This window comes from Pusillimonas sp., from assembly GCF_035515275.1.
Classification (GTDB): Bacteria; Pseudomonadota; Gammaproteobacteria; order Burkholderiales; family Burkholderiaceae_B; genus Pusillimonas.
Genome location: NZ_DATJBQ010000121.1, coordinates 1 through 18772, shown reverse-complemented (window position 1 = coordinate 18772; position 18772 = coordinate 1). Strand labels below are relative to the sequence as shown.

Sequence of the window (18772 nt, the reverse complement as noted above, 5' to 3'; positions counted from 1 at the left end):
TCATCGGCCGGGGGATTTTCATTTCGCCAACCACTGGAATCAAGCATAATAGGCAAAACAGCAAGCCCGGCCCATTCGCCGCCGCGCCGCCCCGGTTCTCCTTCATCCCGCGTTCAGCCCCTCTTAGCACGGAGCAAGATATGCCGCACAACACCTTCAACACCCTGAAGAAGTTCAAGATCGGAAAAAATTCGGGCAAGTTTTATTCGCTGCCCGCCCTGGGCAAGGCACTGAATCTCGACATCCACCGTCTGCCCATTTCGATCCGCATCGTGCTCGAATCCGTCTTGCGCAACTGCGACGGCAAAAAAATCACCGAGCAACACATCAAAGAACTGGCAGGATGGCAACCGAATGCAGCGCGCAACACCGAGATCCCTTTTGTGGTCGCCCGCGTCGTACTGCAAGACTTTACCGGCGTACCGTTGTTGGCCGACATCGCCGCCATGCGTTCAGTCGCCGACCGCATGGGCAAGAACCCCAAAAAAATCGAACCCATGGTGCCGGTAGACCTCGTTGTCGACCACTCGGTCATGATCGACTACTTTGGCACGAACAAGGCGCTCGACCTGAACATGAAACTCGAGTTCCAGCGCAACCAAGAGCGCTACCAGTTCATGAAATGGGGCATGCAGGCCTTTGACACGTTCGGCGTCGTACCCCCGGGCTTCGGCATCGTTCACCAGGTCAACCTAGAGCACTTGGCGCGCGGCGTGCACCGCGACGCGTCCAATAATGTGTACTACCCCGACACGCTGGTCGGAACCGACAGCCACACCACCATGATCAACGGCATCGGCGTGGTGGGCTGGGGCGTAGGCGGCATCGAGGCCGAGGCCGGCATGCTGGGCCAGCCGCTGTACATTCTTACCCCCGACGTCGTGGGGGTCGAGCTTAAAGGCGAGCTGCGCGGCGGGGTTACCGCCACCGACCTGGTCCTTACCCTGACCGAGCTGCTTCGCAAGCAAAAAGTCGTGGGCAAGTTCGTCGAATTCTGCGGACCAGGTACCTCCAGCCTGTCGGTAACCGACCGCGCCACCATCGGCAATATGGCCCCCGAGTACGGTGCCACCATGGGCTTTTTCCCGGTCGACGAGCGCACCTTGCACTACTTTGAAGGCACAGGCCGCACTCAAGACGAAATCGACGCCCTGAAGGCTTATTTTAAGGCGCAAGGCATGTTTGGCGTGCCCAAGGCTAAAAATATCGATTACAGCCAGCTCGTTACGCTTGATCTTTCCACCGTTACACCGTCGTTGGCCGGCCCCAAGCGCCCGCAAGACCGCATCGAAATCGGCGACGTCAAACGAACCTTCGCCGGCCTGTTTGTCGAACAGTCGGCCAACGGCTTCAACCAGCCCGCCGAGAAGCTCGAACAGGTGTTTACCAGCAGCGCCGGCACCAAGGTCAAGAACGGCGACATCCTTATCGCCGCCATTACCTCATGCACCAACACCTCGAACCCCAGTGTTCTGCTGGCCGCAGGTCTAATGGCCAAAAAAGCGGTCAAGGCCGGGCTTAAGGTACCCAAGCATATCAAGACCTCACTGGCCCCGGGTTCACGGGTGGTTACCGACTACCTTACAAAAACGGGCTTGCTGCCCTATCTCGAACAGCTTGGTTTCAACGTGGCTGCATACGGCTGTACGACCTGCATCGGCAACGCGGGTGACCTTACCCCCGACCTGAATGACGTCATTACCGAGAACGGGTTGGTGTGCTCGGCGGTGCTTTCGGGCAACCGCAACTTCGAGGCCCGCATCCACCCCAACATCAAGGCCAACTTTCTGGCCTCGCCACCCCTGGTCGTGGCCTATGCGCTGGCCGGCACCGTCATGCGCGACCTCATGACCGAACCGGTGGGCAAGGGCAAGAACGGCGATGTGTGGCTGGGCGACATCTGGCCCACCAACGCCGAGGTTCAGGCCTTGCTGGGCCAGGCGCTCGACCCCAAGGTGTATCGCAGCAACTACGCCGAAATTCAATCCAACCCCGGCAAGCTCTGGAAGAAAATCTCTGGCGTCACAGGCGATACCTATAACTGGCCCGAATCCACCTATATTGCCGAGCCCCCCTTCTTCGCCAATTTCGACATGCAGCCCGCCCCCATGCCGCCGGTCAGCAATGCACGCGCCCTGGCCATCTTTGGCGATTCCGTCACCACCGACCATATCTCGCCCGCAGGCTCCATCAAGGACACTTCCCCGGCCGGTCAGTGGCTTACCGCCCATGGCGTATCCAGGCAGGATTTCAACAGTTATGGTTCGCGTCGTGGCAATCACGAAGTCATGATGCGCGGCACATTTGCCAACGTGCGCATCAAGAACCTGATGATTCCGCCCAACCCCGACGGCAGCCGCTTCGAAGGCGGCGAAACCGTGCACCAGCCCAGCGGCGAGCGTTTGTCCATTTATGACGCTGCCATGAAATACATCGAACAAGGCGTGCCCACCATTGTGTTTGGCGGCGAAGAGTACGGCACCGGGTCGTCGCGCGACTGGGCCGCGAAGGGCACACAATTATTGGGCGTAAAGGCAGTAATCGCCCGCAGCTTCGAGCGCATCCACCGCAGCAACCTGGTCGGCATGGGGGTATTGCCGCTGCAGTTCAAAAACGACGAAAGCGTCGCGTCCCTGGGTATTACCGGCGACGAAACCTACGATATTACGGGGTTGGAAAACGGCATCAAGCCCCAGCAGGACGTCACCTTGACCATTCATCGCAAAGACGGCAGCACGCAACAGGTCAACATGACGCTGCGCATCGACACCGCCACCGAGGTCGACTACTACTTGCACGGCGGCATCCTGCCCTACGTGCTGCGCGAACTGCTGGCCGCCTAAGCCCTGTCCCCACGCCGCAACCACCAAGGCGGCCGCTTAAAGCCAGACGGCACCCCCAAGGCGAGGTATCGCTTCAGCCCGATGGGTGCCGTCTGGCCTGGGTCCGGCGCTTTTCGGGGCCCCAGCGGGCGGGCGGGGTTACACTACAGTATTGATATATCGCTTCTGAAGATGTCCACTCACACCCGCTCCACCCCCTCTACCCGGCTGCCCCGCGACGCACAGCGCCTGGTCGTCTTGGCCGAATCACTTGCCCGATCAGGCAGCAGGCTCGAAGACGCATACTGGGAGGGCCTTTTCCAGGCACAGCTGGTCAAGTTGCTGACCCAGAAAAAAAGCGATGCCATCGATACGGCACTTGATCATTTGCTGGCGGCCAATTCCGAGGCCTACGAGATTCTTATCGAGCAGGTGGAAACGCACTCGGAATCGTCCACGCTGACGCATGAAGGGCAAGACTACGATGTATTGCTGTTTTGCGCCCCGATCGTGGCCTGGACCCGTTACCAACTGCCCAGCTCGTACGACCTGAGGCCTGTGCTGGACACCCTGGCCGAACACTTGCATACGCATATCGTAGCCCGAGACGCGCAGGTTTCGTTGCTTTCAGAAATGCTGAACTTCGATCAGATGCCGCGTTCGTTTCATGAAACCCTTGAATGGACCCAGCGTCTGGGCCGCGCAGCCCTCAAGCAAAAGAATGAAAATAGCCCGTTGAAGCAGGCACCTTTCAGTGACGGAATGTTGGCCGACGCGCGCTTCGTTATCGGCGCCATAGTCGTTCCTAAAGGCGGGCCGCTGTTTCGCTGGCAAGAAGGCGCACCCGAGGCCACCATAAGCCGCGAGCAATGCTTCCAGGGCTGGCAAGACGCATGCTCGCAAGCGTTGCAGGCCATGTTTACCGGCTGCACCATCGAGTACCTTCAGCCCGACGCCTATTACATCAGCAGCCGTGAAGCCGATCGGCGCATTCGCCCGCTTGCCCTGAAAGCGGCGGCAACCTGGCTACAGACGGCGGCCGGCCTGCCAGGCAACCAGCTTCGCGCCACCACCGTTGCATGTGGCGAAACATCGGTCGAAGAGTACCGCATCGGCTTCAGCACCAGCCAGAGCGCCGATGTGATTTACGGCTGCATCTGGCCCGTGCTTAGCAAGGAAGAAGCAGTTGCCGACCTTCTGGATACTAATGGAACAAGTATTCCCGAAGAGATCGCGGCCTTGCTTAAAGAACAAGGCATTACCGATGTACGCCAGCTTCCGGGCCTGTTTCGGCCCGAGTTCTGCGACGACTGCGGCGCTCCGTATTTTCCAGACCCCCTGGGCGAAATGCAGCACCCTGAACTGCCTGACGAGATCGACGTCAATCCCTTGAGCTTCCACTAGCATGTCCAGCGGCACGACATGGCCAAAACCTTGGCCCGGCAAGCCATGATCAAAGCAGGTTTCGGTTTCGATATTTTTTGCCGGGTCGTCGACAACTACGGCGATATTGGCGTTTGCTGGCGGCTGGCCAAGCAACTGGCGGATCATCCCCATTCCGGACCAGTACGGCTCTGGGTAGACGACCTGGCAAGCTTCGCCCGAATCGAACAAAGCATCGACACCGGTGCTTCCCGGCAGATACTGCGCAACATTGAACTGGTGCACTGGACGAGCTCCACACCGAATGTCCTGCCTCACGACGTAGTCATTGAGGCCTTTGGCTGCGTACCACCTGCACCGTTCATCGAGCGTATGCATGACCGTCAAAGCCTCTGGATCAACCTGGAGTATCTCAGTGCCGAAGAGTGGATCGAGGGCTGCCACGGACTGCCTTCGCTTCAGGCAAACGGCCTGCAGAAGCATTTCTTCTTTCCCGGTTTTACCGAAACCACGGGAGGCCTGCTAAGAGAACCCGCATTGGCTGCTGACCGGACCCAATGGCTCGCGCATGCCGAATCACGCCTGCGCCTGCTGCGCAGCCTGGGCATGCCCGAGAAACTGCTGGAAAGGCTGGCAGCGGGCTGGCGCCAGGTATTTCTGTTTTGCTACGGACATGCTCCGGCACAGGCATTGGCCCAAGCGCTGACCCACTCGGATCGACCCTCGGTAGTGATTGTTCCGCAAGGTGTCTTGCCTGACATGACGGCACTGCAATCGGACAAACTGCAGGTCTTCGAAAGCCCTTTTGTCGACCAGGATGATTTCGACCGGCTGCTCTGGAGCAGTGACCTGAACATCGTACGAGGCGAAGACTCTTTGCTTCGCGCCGTTTGGGCAGAAAAGCCCTTTGTGTGGCATATATACCCGCAAGAGCACGATACCCATATGGTCAAGCTCGGCGCCTGGCTAGAGCAGGCCAGGCTTGGCGCTATCACTCAGTCGGTATTCCAAAACTGGAACACGGGCGACATGGCAGGCACCGAACAAAGCTTGAGGCAGGCCTTACAGCCCGAAGCCTGGTCGGCATGGCGTTGCGACACCGCCTCACTGGCGCGCCGATTGGCCGCTCAAACAAGCCTGACAGAGCGTTTGCTGGCCTTCTGCGCGGAAAAGGCCGACACCGGTTAAAATAGCAAGCTTTGTAAGTCCTGCTCCGGCCCGGTTGATCAATCTGGAGCATCCATTTTTCCGGAGTTTTTTTCAAAGATGAAAACCGCACAAGAACTGCGCGTTGGTAACGTCATCATGGTCGGAGACCAGCCTCTGGTCGTCCAAAAGGCCGAATACAACAAATCAGGCCGCAACTCGGCCGTGGTCAAGCTCAAATTCAAGAACTTGCTAAGCGGCTCGGGCAGCGAGTCGGTATACAAGGCCGACGAGAAATTCGGGGTGGTCGTTCTTGAGCATAAAGAGTGCACCTACTCGTACTTTGCCGAGCCCATGTATGTATTCATGGATGAAGAGTACAACCAGTACGAAGTCGAGGCCGACAGCATGGGCGATGCGCTCGACTACCTCGAAGAAGGCATGACCGTAGAGGTCGTCTTCTACGAAGGCCGTGCCATCTCGGTCGAGTTGCCGACCATTATCGTTCGCGAAATCACCTACACCGAACCCGCCGTCAAGGGCGACACTTCGGGCAAGGTGCTCAAGCCCGCCACCATCAATACCGGCAAAGAAATCAGCGTTCCGCTGTTCTGCACCATCGGCGACAAAATCGAGATCGACACCCGTACAGGCGAGTACCGCAGCCGCGTCATGTAAGCGGTCGGTTTGTAAAAATAGCGCCACAAGCTGGCGCTATTTTTTTGCATGCTTGCAAAGCAGGCCAGGCGCGTGCAAAGGTGCCGCGCGTTTACTGCATGCGGTCGTCGTCAAGAAAATCGGGTATGGGCATTACGGCAATGCCGTCGCGAGCCAATTCTTCGCGCTCGTGCTCGGTGGTGGACCCACGAATGGAGCGAGGCTCGATCTCGCCCTCGTGCATGCGCCGAGCCTCGCTGGCAAATCGATCGCCCACGTTTTCAGAGTTGCGTACCATTTCGCGCATATGTTTAAGCACTTGTGCCTGGATTTCAGCCAGATGGGGCGAATGGCGCTGGTCGCCCAGCACCGGCTGAGGCGCCTGGGCCTGCGATGCTGTCACTGCGGGTTGCCCTTTGCCCATGTTCAGGCGGGGCGCCGACAGCATTTTATTGATCTCACGGCTATTGCACACCGGACACGTAAGAATGCCCCGCTCGCGCTGGTTGTCGTAGTCGTTGGCAGAGCCGAACCAGCCCTCGAAGACATGGCCCGAACTGCATTGAAGATCAAATACTTTTAATGACATGATATGAATGTGGGGGCCAATGCGTACATTGCAATGGTATTTCAATTATAGGCGGTCTACCGCCTACCCCTTATCGGGCGGGTGGCGACACCCGACGCCCATACAGCCGCCGGACGCTCTACATTCGAGGTACCGCGGCCAACAGACGACGGGTCTGTTCGTGCGCAGGCTGGTGTAGAACCTTGCCTGTTTCACCCATTTCGACGATGCGCCCGCCATGCATGACGGCGATACGGTCAGACAGGTATTCAACCACCCCAAAATTATGGGTGATGAAAAGATAGGCCATGGCAGTATCGCGCTGAAGCTGCTGTAACAGCTCGAGCAGCTGAGCCTGCACGGAGACGTCCAGGGCCGAGGTGGGCTCGTCGCACACCAGCACCTTGGGCGCTACCGCCAGCGCCCGCGCAATGGCAATGCGCTGTCTTTGCCCCCCCGAAAACTCGTGCGGATAACGATCTACAGTACCCGAGGGCAAACCCACCCGATCGAGCAGTTGCAACACCCGCAGGCGACGCATTTGGCGGGAAAGATCAGGTCGCAAGGCGGCTACGCCTTCTTCAAGAATATCGCCCACCTGCATGCGGGGGTCGAGCGACGCGTACGGATCCTGAAATACGATCTGTATGTCGCTTCGGATCTGCCTCAGCGCCGCGCGCCCCGCCTCCAGAACAGACGTGCCGTGCAGCGAGACGCTTCCAGTTACGCGGGCCTGCTTGTCCAGCAGCCGCAACAAAGCCTTGGCCGCCGTGGTCTTGCCGCAACCCGACTCGCCCAGCAAAGCAAGGGTTTCGCCCGCTTGAAGATCAAGCGAAAAGCCGCTGACTATTTGAGCCTCGGGCTTGCGGCTGAACAGCCCGCCTCGTGCTCGATAGCTGACGCATAGATCACGCACGCTCAGCACCGGGTCGGCAGCGACCCGCGGGGCCGGTTCGGGAGAGCTCAACGCCGAAGATTCCCCGTCGACAACAGTTAAAGGTTTGCCTCGCTTCTCGTACGAAGGAATGGCGGCCAGCAACTGGCGGGCGTACGGATGACGAGGCGAGCTGAAAAACTGCGGAGCCGATCCGGTTTCAACGATCTTGCCGTGCCGCATCAGCGCGACGTGGTCGGCCACTTTTTTGACAATGGCCAGATCGTGCGTGATCAACAATATGGCCAGGCCCATTTCTTTCTGAATCTCTGACAGCAGCTCAAGTATTTGAGCCTGTACCGTTACGTCCAGCGCCGTAGTGGGTTCGTCGGCGATCAGCACCTGCGGCTCGGCCGCCAGGGCGATGGCTATCATGACACGCTGTTTTTGCCCTCCCGAAAACTGAAAAGGGTAGTCGCTTAACCGGCGCTCTGCGTCTTCGATTCCGACACGCTCCAGCCATTGCGCGGCCTTGCGGCGAGCGGCCGCCCCTCGATGCGGTGTATGCGCATGCAAGGTTTCGATAATTTGCCGGCCCACGGTCAATACGGGGTTCAGGCTGGTGGAGGGCTCCTGGAATATGATGCCGATCTTGCCTCCCCGCACCGCGCGCATGCCTGATTCGGGCAAACGGCCCAGATCAACGCCGTCGAGCAGTATGTCGCCGTGGGTCATTCGACCGGCATCGGGCAGCAACCGCAATAACGCCAGGGCGGTCATGCTTTTTCCACAACCTGATTCACCCACCAAAGCAAAGATCTGGCCCTTCTGCAGGGCAAGCGACAAGCGGCTGACCGCCACCATGGCGCCTTCGTCATTCTGTATCTCGACGCACAGCTCGTTAACGGTCAACACTTTCGGGCCGGTTGCGGCCCCGGCTGCAGACGCAGACTCGACGCGAGAGCTCATGCATTTCCCCCGCCGGTGCTCGCAGCCCCGCCTGGTTCGCGCGGCTTGAGACGAACCTTGAACCGGCGCGTGCGCGGATCGAACGCCGCCTGGACGGCATCAGCGAAAATGTTGGCCGACAGCACCAGGGCCAACATGAATAAAAAGGCGGCCAGCAAATTCCACCACACCATCGGATCACGCGACATTTCCATGCGCGAAGAGTCGATCATGGTGCCGAACGACGGCGTGGCCGGGTCGACTCCGATGCCCAGGTAGGACAGAACAGCCTCGTACAAAACCAGGCCTGAAAACTCGAGCACCATGGTGATCAGCACAATGTGCATCAGATTGGGCAACAGGTGCCGGGTCATGATGCGCCAATGACTGACCCCGAAGGCGCGCGCAGCCTGAACGTATTCCAGCTCACGCAGCTTGAGCGTTTCTGCCCGCAGCAAGCGGCACAGTCCGGCCCAGCCGGTCAGGCCCAAAATCAGGCAAAGCAGGAACAGGCGCAGGTCGGCGCGCGCCGCGACGGTGGGGAACAAGTGGGGATTGGTATCGATGTAGACCTGCATCATCAGCACACACGCGGCGATCAGCAACACCCCCGGTATGGAAGTAAGCGTGGTGTAGACGTATTGAATGACGTCGTCGACCCGGCCCTTGAAATAACCCGCCGAAATGCCAAACAACAGCGCCGGTGGCAGCATGGCCAGCGTCGTCAACGTGCCGATTACCAGGGCCGTTCGGACGCTTTTAAGCGCTTGCCACAGTACGTCGTTGCCGGTGCGGTCGGTGCCCAGTACATGGTAGTCGGACGCCAGCGCCCCGGCCACACACACTACAAGCATCATCAAGCTGAATGTGATCCACATGGCGCGCCAGGGCACACCGGATTCACTGCGCCACCAGCCGACACAGGCCCGGCGCAGCGAACCCCCGGCACCCTTCAGTCGCCAGACGGTAAGCAGCCCGGCAGCAAGCGCGCTGATCAAGACTGCCAGGGCGAGCCCTGCGGCGATGCGGCCCAGCACGTCGCGCCGATGATCCCCTTCGTCGTCCAGCGATAGCCCCGCATGCTTCAAACGAGGGTAATCGCGCACCGCCCGGCCATTGATGACTTGGGTTTCTTTGGTGAATTGACGCAGGGCCAGCGGCGCCGAATAAGTGGCTTCGGGACTGCTCATTCGCGACCAGCTCAGCATATCGTCCAGCGCCGAGCGCACCACAGGCGAATACACGGCTTCGGTAGCGGGCTGCCCCAGAGCGGGCGGCAAGGTGGGCCGGTAGTGAATGGAATCGAGTAGGCCGATCAACACAAAACCGGCCAGAACCAGGGCGGCACACATGGCCGACCCCGTGCGTGCCACACTGCTCCAGGCCCGACGCAGTGCCGGAACCCGGGCCACCCGCCAGCCATACAAAAATATGCCGGCGACCAGGCAGTACATAAAGAGATCAGTCCAGAGGAATATGAACTTGGGCATGGCGCTACTCGAAGCGGACACGGGGGTCGAACACCGTGTACGAGATATCGGCCAGGATCAGGCCCACAATATATAAGGCCGAACCCAGAAACACCATGGCCCGAACGATGGAAAAATCTTGCGCGTTGATGGCATCAATGGTGTAGCTGCCCAGCCCCGGTATGCCAAAGAACGACTCGGAAATAAGGCTGCCCATGAAAAGCAAGGGGATGGCGGACACCGCCCCGGTCAGAATGGGCAGCATCGCATTGCGCAATACATGACGAAACAGCACCACACGCTCGGTAAGCCCCTTGGCCCTTGCCGTACGAACGTAGTCTTTGTTGATCTCTTCAAGGAACAGGGTGCGATAAAAGCGAGACTCCGCGCCCAGGCGCGAGAGAATTCCCACCAGCACCGGCAATATCAAAAAGCGCAGGCTGCTCCAGCCTTCGGTGTAACCCGAATACGGAACCCAACGCAGAACTTTCGCAAACATCCACTGGCCGGCAATAATGTAGAACAAGCCAGAAATCGAAAGCAGCAACACGCACAGCACCACTCCGGCAAAATCCAGCGGCGTGTTTCTGAAAAACACCAACAACAGCGCGAACGAGATACAGACCCACAAGCCGAAAATAAACGTGGGTACAGCCAACGCCAGGCTGGGCCCCATGCGTTCGCGTATCTCGTAACCGATGCTGCGTCCCCCGTCTGAAAAACCAAAATCAAACACAAGCAAAGGCGCGGATCGCTCAAAAAAGATGGTCTCGGTCAACTGAGAAACCCCCTGCGCTTGGGTGTTGATGAATAAGGGTTTGTCGTAGCCGCGTTCGATCTTCCATTTTTCAATGGCCTCGGGGCTGACGCGCTGCCCGCCTATGGCCATGCGCGCCATGTCGTCGGGGGTGTTCACGGCGAAAAACAGCACGAAGGTAAGGAGGTTCACCCCCAGCAGAACGAAAAAGCCATACACCAACCGACGCAACACATAGGACGTCATGGCTGCCCCCGCCGGGAATCGTCGGCAAACGCGGTGGCCCGCTCACGCCGCCTGACAAGGCGCACCGTGGGGTAAATGCCAAACAAGACGGCCGCCGACAATACCCACAAGGGCCACCAGATGGGCGAGTTCCAGGATTCGATACTGTCAGCCCGTTGAACCGGGTCAATGCGCAGATACTGCAATGTGTTGCGCACCATCTGGGTGGGCTTGGCATTGGTTACCCATGACTGGAAAGCCCCGCCCGACTTTGGGTTGATGCCGAACATCCAGGGCGTATCTCGCTGCACAACAGCCACCATTTGGTGTACCAGAGCATCTTTACGGGGCCCATCATCCAAGAACCGCATGGCTTCGAACAATCGGTCAAACTCGGGGTTGTGGTAGTTTGAGGCGTTTTCGCCGCCGTGCAGAGCCTTGGCATTTGGACCATACAGCAAGAATAGAAAGTTCTCGGGATCGGGGTAGTCGGCCACCCAACCCCACATGAACATCTGTGCCGAACCCTGGCGCATTTTGTCTTGAAACCGGTTGTAGTCGGTGGCCCGCACTTCAAGCTCGACATTCAGGCCCTTGAGCTGACGACGCATCCAGTCGACCGTGGCGTTTGACCCCATACCGCCCGACGAATCGAAATGCAGAATCAGCGGCTGTCCGGTGTCGGCGTGCCGTCCATCCGGGTAGCCGGCCTCGGCCAGCAAGCGTTTGGCCTCATCCAGGGGACGACGTACCGCCCTGCCGTCTTTCAGCGTAAAGACCGAATGATTCAGGCCCTGCGGTAGCGCCTGATGGCCTGGAATATTGGGTGGCACGGGGCCGTGGGCCACCTCGCCCTGGTCATTCAGGAATATTTGTATGTATTGCTCCCAGTCAAAGGCAATACTAACCGCCTGACGCAATTTGCGGTTCTTCTCGGCCTGTTCGGGCGTGTCGCCGCCCCCCACCACCGGGTCCAGCCAATTGAAACCCAGATAGTAGATCTGGGCCTCGGTGGACGTAAGTAGCTGCAACCCCCGGTCGCGGTAGAGCTCGGCTTTTTCAGGCGAATCACCTGCCGCGACCTGCATCGCAACACCGTAGCGCGAGTCGTCGGCCTCGGGAACGTCGTAATAGCCCTGCAGGAATTTGCCCATCAGGGGTACGCTTTCTTTCTCGATCGAGAACACGATCTTGTCGATGAAGGGGGTTTGCTTGCCGCAGTCGGCAAGCAACCCGGCCTGCGCATCGCCCTGCTCCCCGCTGCACGGATACAGCTCGCCCCGGAAATTAGGATTGCGCGACAATACGTGCCGCCGATTCTGTATGGATTCGGTCAGCATGTAAGGCCCCGTACCGACCGGCCAGGTGTTCAGCGACAAATTCTGCTGAGCCATGCCGGGCTGGTGGTAAAACCGCTCGGCTTCCCAGGGAATCGGTGCCATGAAGGTCATGGCCAGCCAATATTTGAACTGCGGATACTTGCCCTTGACCTTGATGCGCAAGGTATGGTTGTTGAGCGCCTGAACGCCTTCAAACTCATATTCACGCAAATCAAGCCAGCTGTCATCGCCCTGGCTTTCGCGTTGACGCTGCACCTCGCGCAGGCGTTCGCCGTATTCCCCGAGCCCCACGATATGTTCAGCCATGACGCCGTAAATAGGCGAAACCACGCGTGGGCTGGCCAGACGCCGAATAGCATACACATAGTCATGAGCGGTAAGTTCGCGCGTGCCGGTAAGGGCAAAGTCGGTTATTGCGTGCTTATCTTGGAGCTGCGCGGCGGTAATCGGCCAGTAGACAGGGTTGTCTGACGCATCCTTGGCAAAGGCCGGATGCGGTTGAAACAGAATGCCAGGCTTTAAGCGTATGTCGTAAACGCTTAGCGCAATCGATTCGCCCGGCGCGTCATCGGGCAGCATTTGCCCTTGCGTGTCGTAGTAGGTGGGCCGACTAATCGCATCGGCAGCACGAGGAAGCAACTCGTAAGGGCGCTTAAGGTACTCATAGCCGTACAAGGGCTCGTAGATGGAATACGTGAAAGGCGTTTCGTCGGCCGAATAAGAGCTTGCAGGGTCCAGATACTTGGGCGAGCGCTGCGAAAACGCGGTGTACAAGACGTTTTCGGCTTCGGCCCCGCGCACATAAGGGCTATTTACCGGCGCTTCTGAGCAGCCTGCCAGCAAGAGTGCAAAAAGCGCAAACAGAAACAGGCCCGCCAAGCGCGCTGAAGGGGTTTGATAGTGACGCATGCTTAACACTGCGCCTGCTTCCAGCATTGGTAACGCCATTCCCAAGGCGGCACCTGCCCGGCCTGATTCCACAGCCCCTTGTGCGCCTTTCGGGCCTGCTCTTGCAGGCTGGGCAACAGGGGGTCGCGCATGAATCTGCCGCGGCCTTCCATATTGGCCCATGCCATACCTTGGCTGACCTGGTGCTGGTTGGCAGTGCTGCCGTCGCTTAATGGTACGTCGCAGATGCTGCGGTCGTAATGGTCGCGCTCGTAGCAGTGCAGGACAAGCTGCTTGCCGGCGATAAGATCGGCCAGCGCCTTGCGCGAGGCCTGGGCCATGTGCTGGCCGGGCCGCTGTTTGTCTTTGGTGATTTCCGGTGCATCAATGCTGGCCATGCGGATGCGTTCGCGGCGCTGCCCGACCAGCAGCGTGAAGGTGTCGCCATCGGCAACCTGCACGACCTTGCCACTAAGCTGAAATGCATAATCGTGCGAAGAGGCCGCAGCATCAAGAACAAGCGGATGATCTTGATGCCAGAGCACTACTGCCAGTACTACAGCCGTTACAAGGCCCGCCACACGGCGGCCCAGCGTCCAGCCTGGTTTTCTGCTTGAAGTTATTCTTGGCACGTTGCGGTTCCCGCCCCTGCTTTATGGTGTCACAGCTGGCATCATAAACAAATTGCTTGGCTCTCACTATTCATACCAGGCCCGCTGAAGAAGTACCGTGTCCAGTTCGGCGTGCCCGGCAACTCCGTAAAGGCCGAAGGCCTGCTCGACAAAGCGCGATCTGATGAACGCATCAGCGACCGCGACCGGCGCGTGGCGACGCAACAAATTGGCCTGAATCAGCAGTATCAGCCACTGTGAAATATAACGGGCATTCGTTTGCAAAGTGGCTTGGCTGGCAGAAAAAAGTGCGGCCAGGTTTTCGACTCGTTGCGACAGCACGGGTTCGTCTGCACTTTCGCTGACCAACGCATCAAGCAGCACACCAGCCAGCTCGGGCTCGCGTTGCACGCCTCGCAGCACGTCCAGGCACATGACATTGCCGGAACCCTCCCAAATGGCGTTGACCGGCGCCTCGCGGAACAAGCGCGGCATGGGGCCGTCTTCGATATAGCCGTTGCCGCCCAGGACCTCCATGCATTCGCCAATAAGGCCGACCGCCCGCTTGCAGATCCAGAACTTGGCGGCGGGCGTGACAATGCGGCGGAAGGCGTGTTCCAGCGGCTTATTGCCGTCGAAGGCCCGCGCCAGCCTCAGGGCCAGGGTCGTGGCCGCCTCGCTTTCCAGGGCGAGATCGGCCAGCACGGCTCGCATCAGCGGCTGGGCAATAAGCGTCTTGCCGAATGCCCGCCGGTGCGTGGCATGGTGCAAAGCCTGAACCAGCGCCTGGCGCATGAGCGCCGTGCTGCCCAGCACACAATCAAGCCGGGTGTTCGCGGCCATTTCGACCAGGGTTGCTATGCCCCGGCCGGGCTCACCCACCAGCACCCCGTAAGCCTCGACGAACTCGACTTCGGCACTGGCATTAGACTGGTTGCCCAATTTGTTCTTGAGCCTTTCAATATGTACACGGTTCCGGCTGCCATCGGGCTGATAGCGCGGCACATAAAAACACGAATGCTGCTCTTCGTGAAGGGCGAGCACAAGATGAGCGTCAGATGTGGGAACAGAAAAGAACCATTTGTGGCCGATGAGCGAGTACTCATTGCCGCGTCCGCCGACCCCCAGTGGCCGGGCGCGGGTGGTGATGGCACGCAGGTCGGAACCGCCTTGCTTTTCGGTCAGACCCATGCCCACCAACATGGCGCTTTTTCCCTCCAGTGGTTGGTCGGACGAATCGTAGTCGCGCGAAAGCAGAAGCGGACGCAAAGTGTCGTACAGGGTCTCGCGACCCAGCACGGGTATGGCCGCCGAAGTCATGGTTAGCGGGCAAAGTGTGCCCGCCTCGATCTGACCGTGCAGCAGGTACGACGCGGCACGCGCCACCTGGGCGCCGGGCGTGGTGGGCGGCCAGGCACTGCAATGCATGCCTTGGGCAAATGCTTTCTTCATGAACACATGCCAGGCCGGATGAAAATGCACTCGGTCGACCCTGAAGCCGCGCGTATCGAAACGCTCGGCCTGAGGCCCTTGCGTGTTGGCCAGCCTGGCCAGGTAAGCGGCTTCGGGCGTTCCGAGCCACGCGCCATACTCTATTAGCGAGGGCTCGTGGGCTAATGCACCCTCGCGCGCGACGCCTTTTTGCAGCGCCGTGTCGGCCTGATACAGGTTGTATTCGGCCAATTCGGGCACCTGGTTCTCGACTTCGTGCGTAGACCATTTCATGGCGTTCTCCGGAGCAACAAGGCAGGCGCGGCGCTATCCGCCCTTCCATGTTAAAACTTCAGACGATTTCGACAAAGCGCGGGCTATCAGTCATAGTATCGCCAGCACGCCATCCTTCGGCAAGGCGAGCACACCGATGATGCCTGAACCAACAAAGGGTTTTTCAATGAGTGATCGTTACCTCGTCATTACAGCGTCGCTGTGCCTGCTGGTGGGCGTGGGCGCAGGCGCTTTCGGCGCCCATGGCCTCAAGCGCATGCTTTCACCCGACATGCTGCAAGTGTGGCAAACCGCCGTGCTGTATCAATTGATACACGGCCTGGGGATGCTGGCGGTAGCGGCGCTAGGCGCACGCTTCGGCTCTGCCCTGCTTGATTGGGCGGGAGCCCTAATGTTTGCCGGCATTATTTTGTTCAGCGGCAGCCTTTATGTGCTGGCCCTTTCGGGCACCAAATGGCTGGGCGCTGTTACGCCTGTCGGCGGCACCGCATTTATCATTGCCTGGGCGCTGGTGGCACTGGCCGCCTACCGTCATTCCTGATATCGCCATGAACACTACATCTACAACTGATCAGGCCTTGCGCAGCTTTGTCATTGGACTGCCCAAAACCGAACTACATCTGCACATCGAGGGCACGCTCGAACCGGACATGATCTTCGAGCTGGCGCAGCGCAACGGCATCAAGCTGGCCTACCCCTCGCAACAGGCCTTGCGCGAAGCCTACGCGTTTACCGACCTGCAATCGTTTCTCGACCTTTACTACGCCGGTGCCGGCGTGTTGATCACCGAGCGCGATTTCCACGACATGACGCTTGCCTACCTGCAGCGTGCGCACAACGATGGGGCGTGTCACGTCGAGATCATGTTTGATCCACAAACGCACACGTCCCGAGGTATTGCCATAGACACCGTGTTCGCCGGCCTGGCAAGTGCCATGCGCCAGGCCCATGATCAATGGGGGTTAAGCAGCTACCTTATATTAAGTTTCCTGCGCCACCTTAGCGAAGACGAGGCGTTCGAAGTGCTGGAGCAGGCCCTGCCCCTGCGCGAACAGTACGCCGACCTGTGGGTTGCGGTAGGCCTTGACTCTGCCGAGCGCGGCAACCCACCCGAAAAATTCCAGCGCGTCTACGCCAAATGCCGCGAGCTGGGCTTTCGTCTGGTCGCCCACGCCGGCGAAGAAGGCCCTCCCGAGTACGTGCGCGACGCCCTTGACCTGCTCAAGGTACAACGCATAGACCATGGCGTACGAAGCGAAGAAGACCCGCAACTAATGCAGCGGCTAATTGACACGCAAATGCCGCTTACGGTTTGCCCGCTGTCCAACCTGAAACTTCGTGTGGTCGACCAGCTCGATCAACACAACCTGGCCCGAATGCTGCGCGGCGGCTTGTGCGTTACTGTCAATTCAGACGACCCAGCCTACTTTGGCGGCTATCTGGCCGACAATTATCTGGCTATGGCGCAGGCTTTGTCGCTTGGGCGCAATGAACTCGCTGCGCTGGCACGCAACAGCATCACAGCGTCGTTTCTTCCCGACACAGAAAAACAGAAGCTGTTTGACCGCCTCGACGAGTATCTGCGTAATTCTTAACAGAAACCCAAAAACAAAGACCAAAAAAAACCCCATCTGTGCAGATGGGGTTTTTTACGATCAGCCACCGACTAGTCAGTGGCTGAAAGACGATACGAGCTTAGATGGCCTGGATCGACTTGGCCTGAGGACCTTTTTGGCCTTCGGCCGAAACGTACGATACGCGCTGGTTCTCTTCGAGGGTTTTGAAGCCCGAGCCCATGATGTCGGTGTGATGAGCGAAGAGATCTTTGCCGCCGTTTTCAGGCTTGATGAAGCCGTAGCCTTTTTCGTTGTTGAACCACTTTACAATACCAGTTTCAGTTTGCATTTTTGCAACCCCTAAAAATTGTGGGCGAGACACGCCCGGGAACAGACTATCAAGGGTAGAGATGGAGCAAAAAAGTACTGTTTTTGGTACTGGATTGGACAAACTACAACGAACTTGAAAATCTACCGCTAGATATTAGCGGCCCACAAATGTCAAGTCAAGAAATATTTACTGGCTAAGGCGATCTTTTGCGACAAGTTGTGTATTTGCTCGCCCCCTATAGCTTAATGTCACAAAACCATGCCCAAACTGGATCGAAACTTCTATAACCGCGACACTGTGACCGTGGCGCGAGATTTACTTGGAAAAGTGCTGGTGCACCAGGTGCAGGGGCTGCCCCGCATGGCCCGCATCGTTGAGGTCGAAGCTTACCTGGGGCCCACTGACCTGGCCGCCCACTCTTCAAAGGGTCTTACGCAACGCACCCGCGCAATGTTCGGCCCCCCCGGTCACGCCTATGTGTACCTTATTTACGGCATTCACCACTGCATGAACGTGGTCACTGAGGGCGAAGGTAGCGGCACCGGCGTTCTGTTGCGCGCTGTCGAGCCTATTGAAAACGTAGACGGAAACACGCGCGGACCCGGCTTGCTGACACGCGCCATGGGCATCGACCTGCGCCACTACGGGCACGACCTATGCAGCGAAACACTGCACCTGCTGCAGCCCGCCTGCCCCGAGCCGCTGATTATCACCGAAAGACCCCGTATAGGGGTCTCGTACGCGAAAGAGTGGGCCGACAAGCCCTTGCGTTTTTATATCGCGGGCAGCCCCTATGTCTCTCGCAAGTAGCACCCACGCCGTGCCGACCTCGGGTTCAAACGTTGAACCCCAGGCCTGTCGGGCCGACGCGAGTTCATGCGCCCTTCCGGCATAGGCCCGAAATATGCTTGCCAGCCTCTTGACCGCTGATTCGTAACTGCGCATCAGTGCCCACATAGCAGGACGCAGACGACCGGAGGACACTCATGGCCCGCTACGCGAAGATTCTGCTCGGCATTGTTTTAGGTGTGGTGGTGATCGTTGCTCTGGCCATCACGTTGCTGGCGACCTTCAACTGGAATCACGCTCGCCCCTGGGCGGGGCGCCAACTTAGCGAACTGACCCATCGGCCAGTCGCCATTGAAGGCGACCTTACGGTGCACTGGAAGCGACCTGTGGAGCGGTCAGGATGGAAAGGCTGGTTGCCCTGGCCTGAAATTACCGCCCGCGATGTTCGGGTCGGCCAACCGTCGTGGGGCACCGACGAGCAAGATATGGGGCATGCCGGCGAGCTGACGTTGCTGGTCGACCCCGTAGCCTTGTTTGGAAATGTCATTCGCGTGGCCAGCCTGGAACTGCGAGATGCTGATCTGAACCTGCTTCGCACTGAATCGGGTGCCCGTAACTGGACGCTGACCGAAGAGCCGGCCAACGAACCGGGTTCGGCCAAATGGCAATTCGTCGTGCTAAGG

General features: G+C 58.9%; 16 protein-coding genes. 8 read left to right on the top strand and 8 right to left on the bottom strand.

The genetic code is table 11. The features are described 5' to 3' along the window. Positions 1 to 140: 140 nt before the first annotated feature. From acnA to efp, 4 genes are all read left to right on the top strand, one after another. On the top strand, positions 141 to 2843 hold the full coding sequence (gene acnA / locus VL003_RS08880) for an aconitate hydratase AcnA (RefSeq protein ID WP_325441638.1): 2703 nt from the start codon (positions 141 to 143) through the stop codon (positions 2841 to 2843). Between the two features lie 171 nt (positions 2844 to 3014). Further along, a complete protein-coding gene (locus tag VL003_RS08875) occupies positions 3015 to 4226 on the top strand; it encodes a DUF2863 family protein (protein WP_325441636.1) in 1212 nt (403 codons plus the stop codon). A gap of 18 nt (positions 4227 to 4244) precedes the next feature. Continuing rightward, positions 4245 to 5393 (top strand): elongation factor P maturation arginine rhamnosyltransferase EarP, encoded by a 1149-nt coding sequence (earP, locus tag VL003_RS08870; protein ID WP_325441634.1) that lies wholly within the window; start codon positions 4245 to 4247, stop codon positions 5391 to 5393. Positions 5394 to 5471: 78 nt separating this feature from the next. Continuing rightward, the gene (efp, locus tag VL003_RS08865; protein ID WP_325441632.1) at positions 5472 to 6029 is read left to right on the top strand and encodes an elongation factor P; all 558 of its coding nucleotides are present in this window, start codon (positions 5472 to 5474) and stop codon (positions 6027 to 6029) included. A gap of 91 nt (positions 6030 to 6120) precedes the next feature. On the opposite strand, the gene VL003_RS08860 is transcribed toward efp, so the two are convergent. The 7 genes from VL003_RS08860 to VL003_RS08830 all read right to left on the bottom strand — a co-directional run bounded on the left by VL003_RS08860 (position 6121) and on the right by VL003_RS08830 (position 15413). Further along, complete coding sequence (locus VL003_RS08860) at positions 6121 to 6597, bottom strand: DUF1178 family protein (RefSeq protein WP_325441630.1); 477 nt, start codon at positions 6595 to 6597, stop codon at positions 6121 to 6123. Positions 6598 to 6715: 118 nt separating this feature from the next. Next, complete coding sequence (locus VL003_RS08855) at positions 6716 to 8419, bottom strand: ABC transporter ATP-binding protein (RefSeq protein ID WP_325441628.1); 1704 nt, start codon at positions 8417 to 8419, stop codon at positions 6716 to 6718. Then, positions 8416 to 9888, bottom strand: a complete 1473-nt coding sequence (locus VL003_RS08850; protein WP_325441626.1) for an ABC transporter permease — start codon at positions 9886 to 9888, stop codon at positions 8416 to 8418. The genes VL003_RS08855 and VL003_RS08850 overlap by 4 nt, the downstream gene beginning before the upstream one ends. A 4-nt stretch (positions 9889 to 9892) precedes the next feature. Continuing rightward, entirely contained in the window at positions 9893 to 10870 is a 978-nt protein-coding gene (locus tag VL003_RS08845; RefSeq protein WP_325441624.1) for an ABC transporter permease, read from the bottom strand. Beyond that, a complete protein-coding gene (locus VL003_RS08840) occupies positions 10867 to 13098 on the bottom strand; it encodes an ABC transporter substrate-binding protein (RefSeq protein WP_325441622.1) in 2232 nt (743 codons plus the stop codon). Before VL003_RS08840 ends, VL003_RS08845 begins: the two co-directional genes overlap by 4 nt. 2 nt (positions 13099 to 13100) lie before the next feature. Then, a complete protein-coding gene (locus VL003_RS08835; protein WP_325441620.1) occupies positions 13101 to 13709 on the bottom strand; it encodes a thermonuclease family protein in 609 nt (202 codons plus the stop codon). A 66-nt stretch (positions 13710 to 13775) separates the two neighbouring features. Next, on the bottom strand, positions 13776 to 15413 hold the full coding sequence (locus tag VL003_RS08830; protein WP_325441618.1) for an isovaleryl-CoA dehydrogenase: 1638 nt from the start codon (positions 15411 to 15413) through the stop codon (positions 13776 to 13778). 166 nt (positions 15414 to 15579) lie between these two features. On the opposite strand from VL003_RS08830, the gene VL003_RS08825 reads away from it, so the two are divergent. Together VL003_RS08825 and VL003_RS08820 are read left to right on the top strand one after the other, a co-directional pair. Beyond that, positions 15580 to 15954: a DUF423 domain-containing protein gene (locus VL003_RS08825; RefSeq protein ID WP_325441616.1), complete on the top strand. Its 375-nt coding sequence runs from the start codon at positions 15580 to 15582 to the stop codon at positions 15952 to 15954. Positions 15955 to 15961: 7 nt separating this feature from the next. Next, positions 15962 to 17008, top strand: coding sequence for an adenosine deaminase (locus VL003_RS08820; RefSeq protein ID WP_325441614.1), 1047 nt, complete (start codon positions 15962 to 15964; stop codon positions 17006 to 17008). 100 nt (positions 17009 to 17108) lie between these two features. On the opposite strand, the gene VL003_RS08815 is transcribed toward VL003_RS08820, so the two are convergent. After that, positions 17109 to 17318: a cold-shock protein gene (locus VL003_RS08815; RefSeq protein WP_325441612.1), complete on the bottom strand. Its 210-nt coding sequence runs from the start codon at positions 17316 to 17318 to the stop codon at positions 17109 to 17111. 240 nt (positions 17319 to 17558) lie between these two features. On the opposite strand from VL003_RS08815, the gene VL003_RS08810 reads away from it, so the two are divergent. Further along, on the top strand, positions 17559 to 18110 hold the full coding sequence (locus VL003_RS08810) for a DNA-3-methyladenine glycosylase (protein ID WP_325441610.1): 552 nt from the start codon (positions 17559 to 17561) through the stop codon (positions 18108 to 18110). Between the two features lie 176 nt (positions 18111 to 18286). Further along, positions 18287 to 18772: AsmA family protein (locus tag VL003_RS08805; protein WP_325441607.1), on the top strand; the 486-nt coding region annotated here is incomplete at its 3' end.

Coding starts and splice junctions, on each gene's coding strand:
- earP (WP_325441634.1), top strand. CDS start 4,245: ATGGCCAAAACCTTGGCCCGGCAAGCCATGATCAAAGCAGGTTTCGGT.
- VL003_RS08830 (WP_325441618.1), bottom strand. CDS start 15,413: ATGAAATGGTCTACGCACGAAGTCGAGAACCAGGTGCCCGAATTGGCC.
- VL003_RS08825 (WP_325441616.1), top strand. CDS start 15,580: ATGAGTGATCGTTACCTCGTCATTACAGCGTCGCTGTGCCTGCTGGTG.
- VL003_RS08815 (WP_325441612.1), bottom strand. CDS start 17,318: ATGCAAACTGAAACTGGTATTGTAAAGTGGTTCAACAACGAAAAAGGC.
- VL003_RS08820 (WP_325441614.1), top strand. CDS start 15,962: ATGAACACTACATCTACAACTGATCAGGCCTTGCGCAGCTTTGTCATT.
- efp (WP_325441632.1), top strand. CDS start 5,472: ATGAAAACCGCACAAGAACTGCGCGTTGGTAACGTCATCATGGTCGGA.
- VL003_RS08875 (WP_325441636.1), top strand. CDS start 3,015: ATGTCCACTCACACCCGCTCCACCCCCTCTACCCGGCTGCCCCGCGAC.
- VL003_RS08850 (WP_325441626.1), bottom strand. CDS start 9,888: ATGCCCAAGTTCATATTCCTCTGGACTGATCTCTTTATGTACTGCCTG.
- VL003_RS08860 (WP_325441630.1), bottom strand. CDS start 6,597: ATGTCATTAAAAGTATTTGATCTTCAATGCAGTTCGGGCCATGTCTTC.
- VL003_RS08845 (WP_325441624.1), bottom strand. CDS start 10,870: ATGACGTCCTATGTGTTGCGTCGGTTGGTGTATGGCTTTTTCGTTCTG.
- acnA (WP_325441638.1), top strand. CDS start 141: ATGCCGCACAACACCTTCAACACCCTGAAGAAGTTCAAGATCGGAAAA.
- VL003_RS08855 (WP_325441628.1), bottom strand. CDS start 8,419: ATGAGCTCTCGCGTCGAGTCTGCGTCTGCAGCCGGGGCCGCAACCGGC.
- VL003_RS08840 (WP_325441622.1), bottom strand. CDS start 13,098: ATGCGTCACTATCAAACCCCTTCAGCGCGCTTGGCGGGCCTGTTTCTG.
- VL003_RS08810 (WP_325441610.1), top strand. CDS start 17,559: ATGCCCAAACTGGATCGAAACTTCTATAACCGCGACACTGTGACCGTG.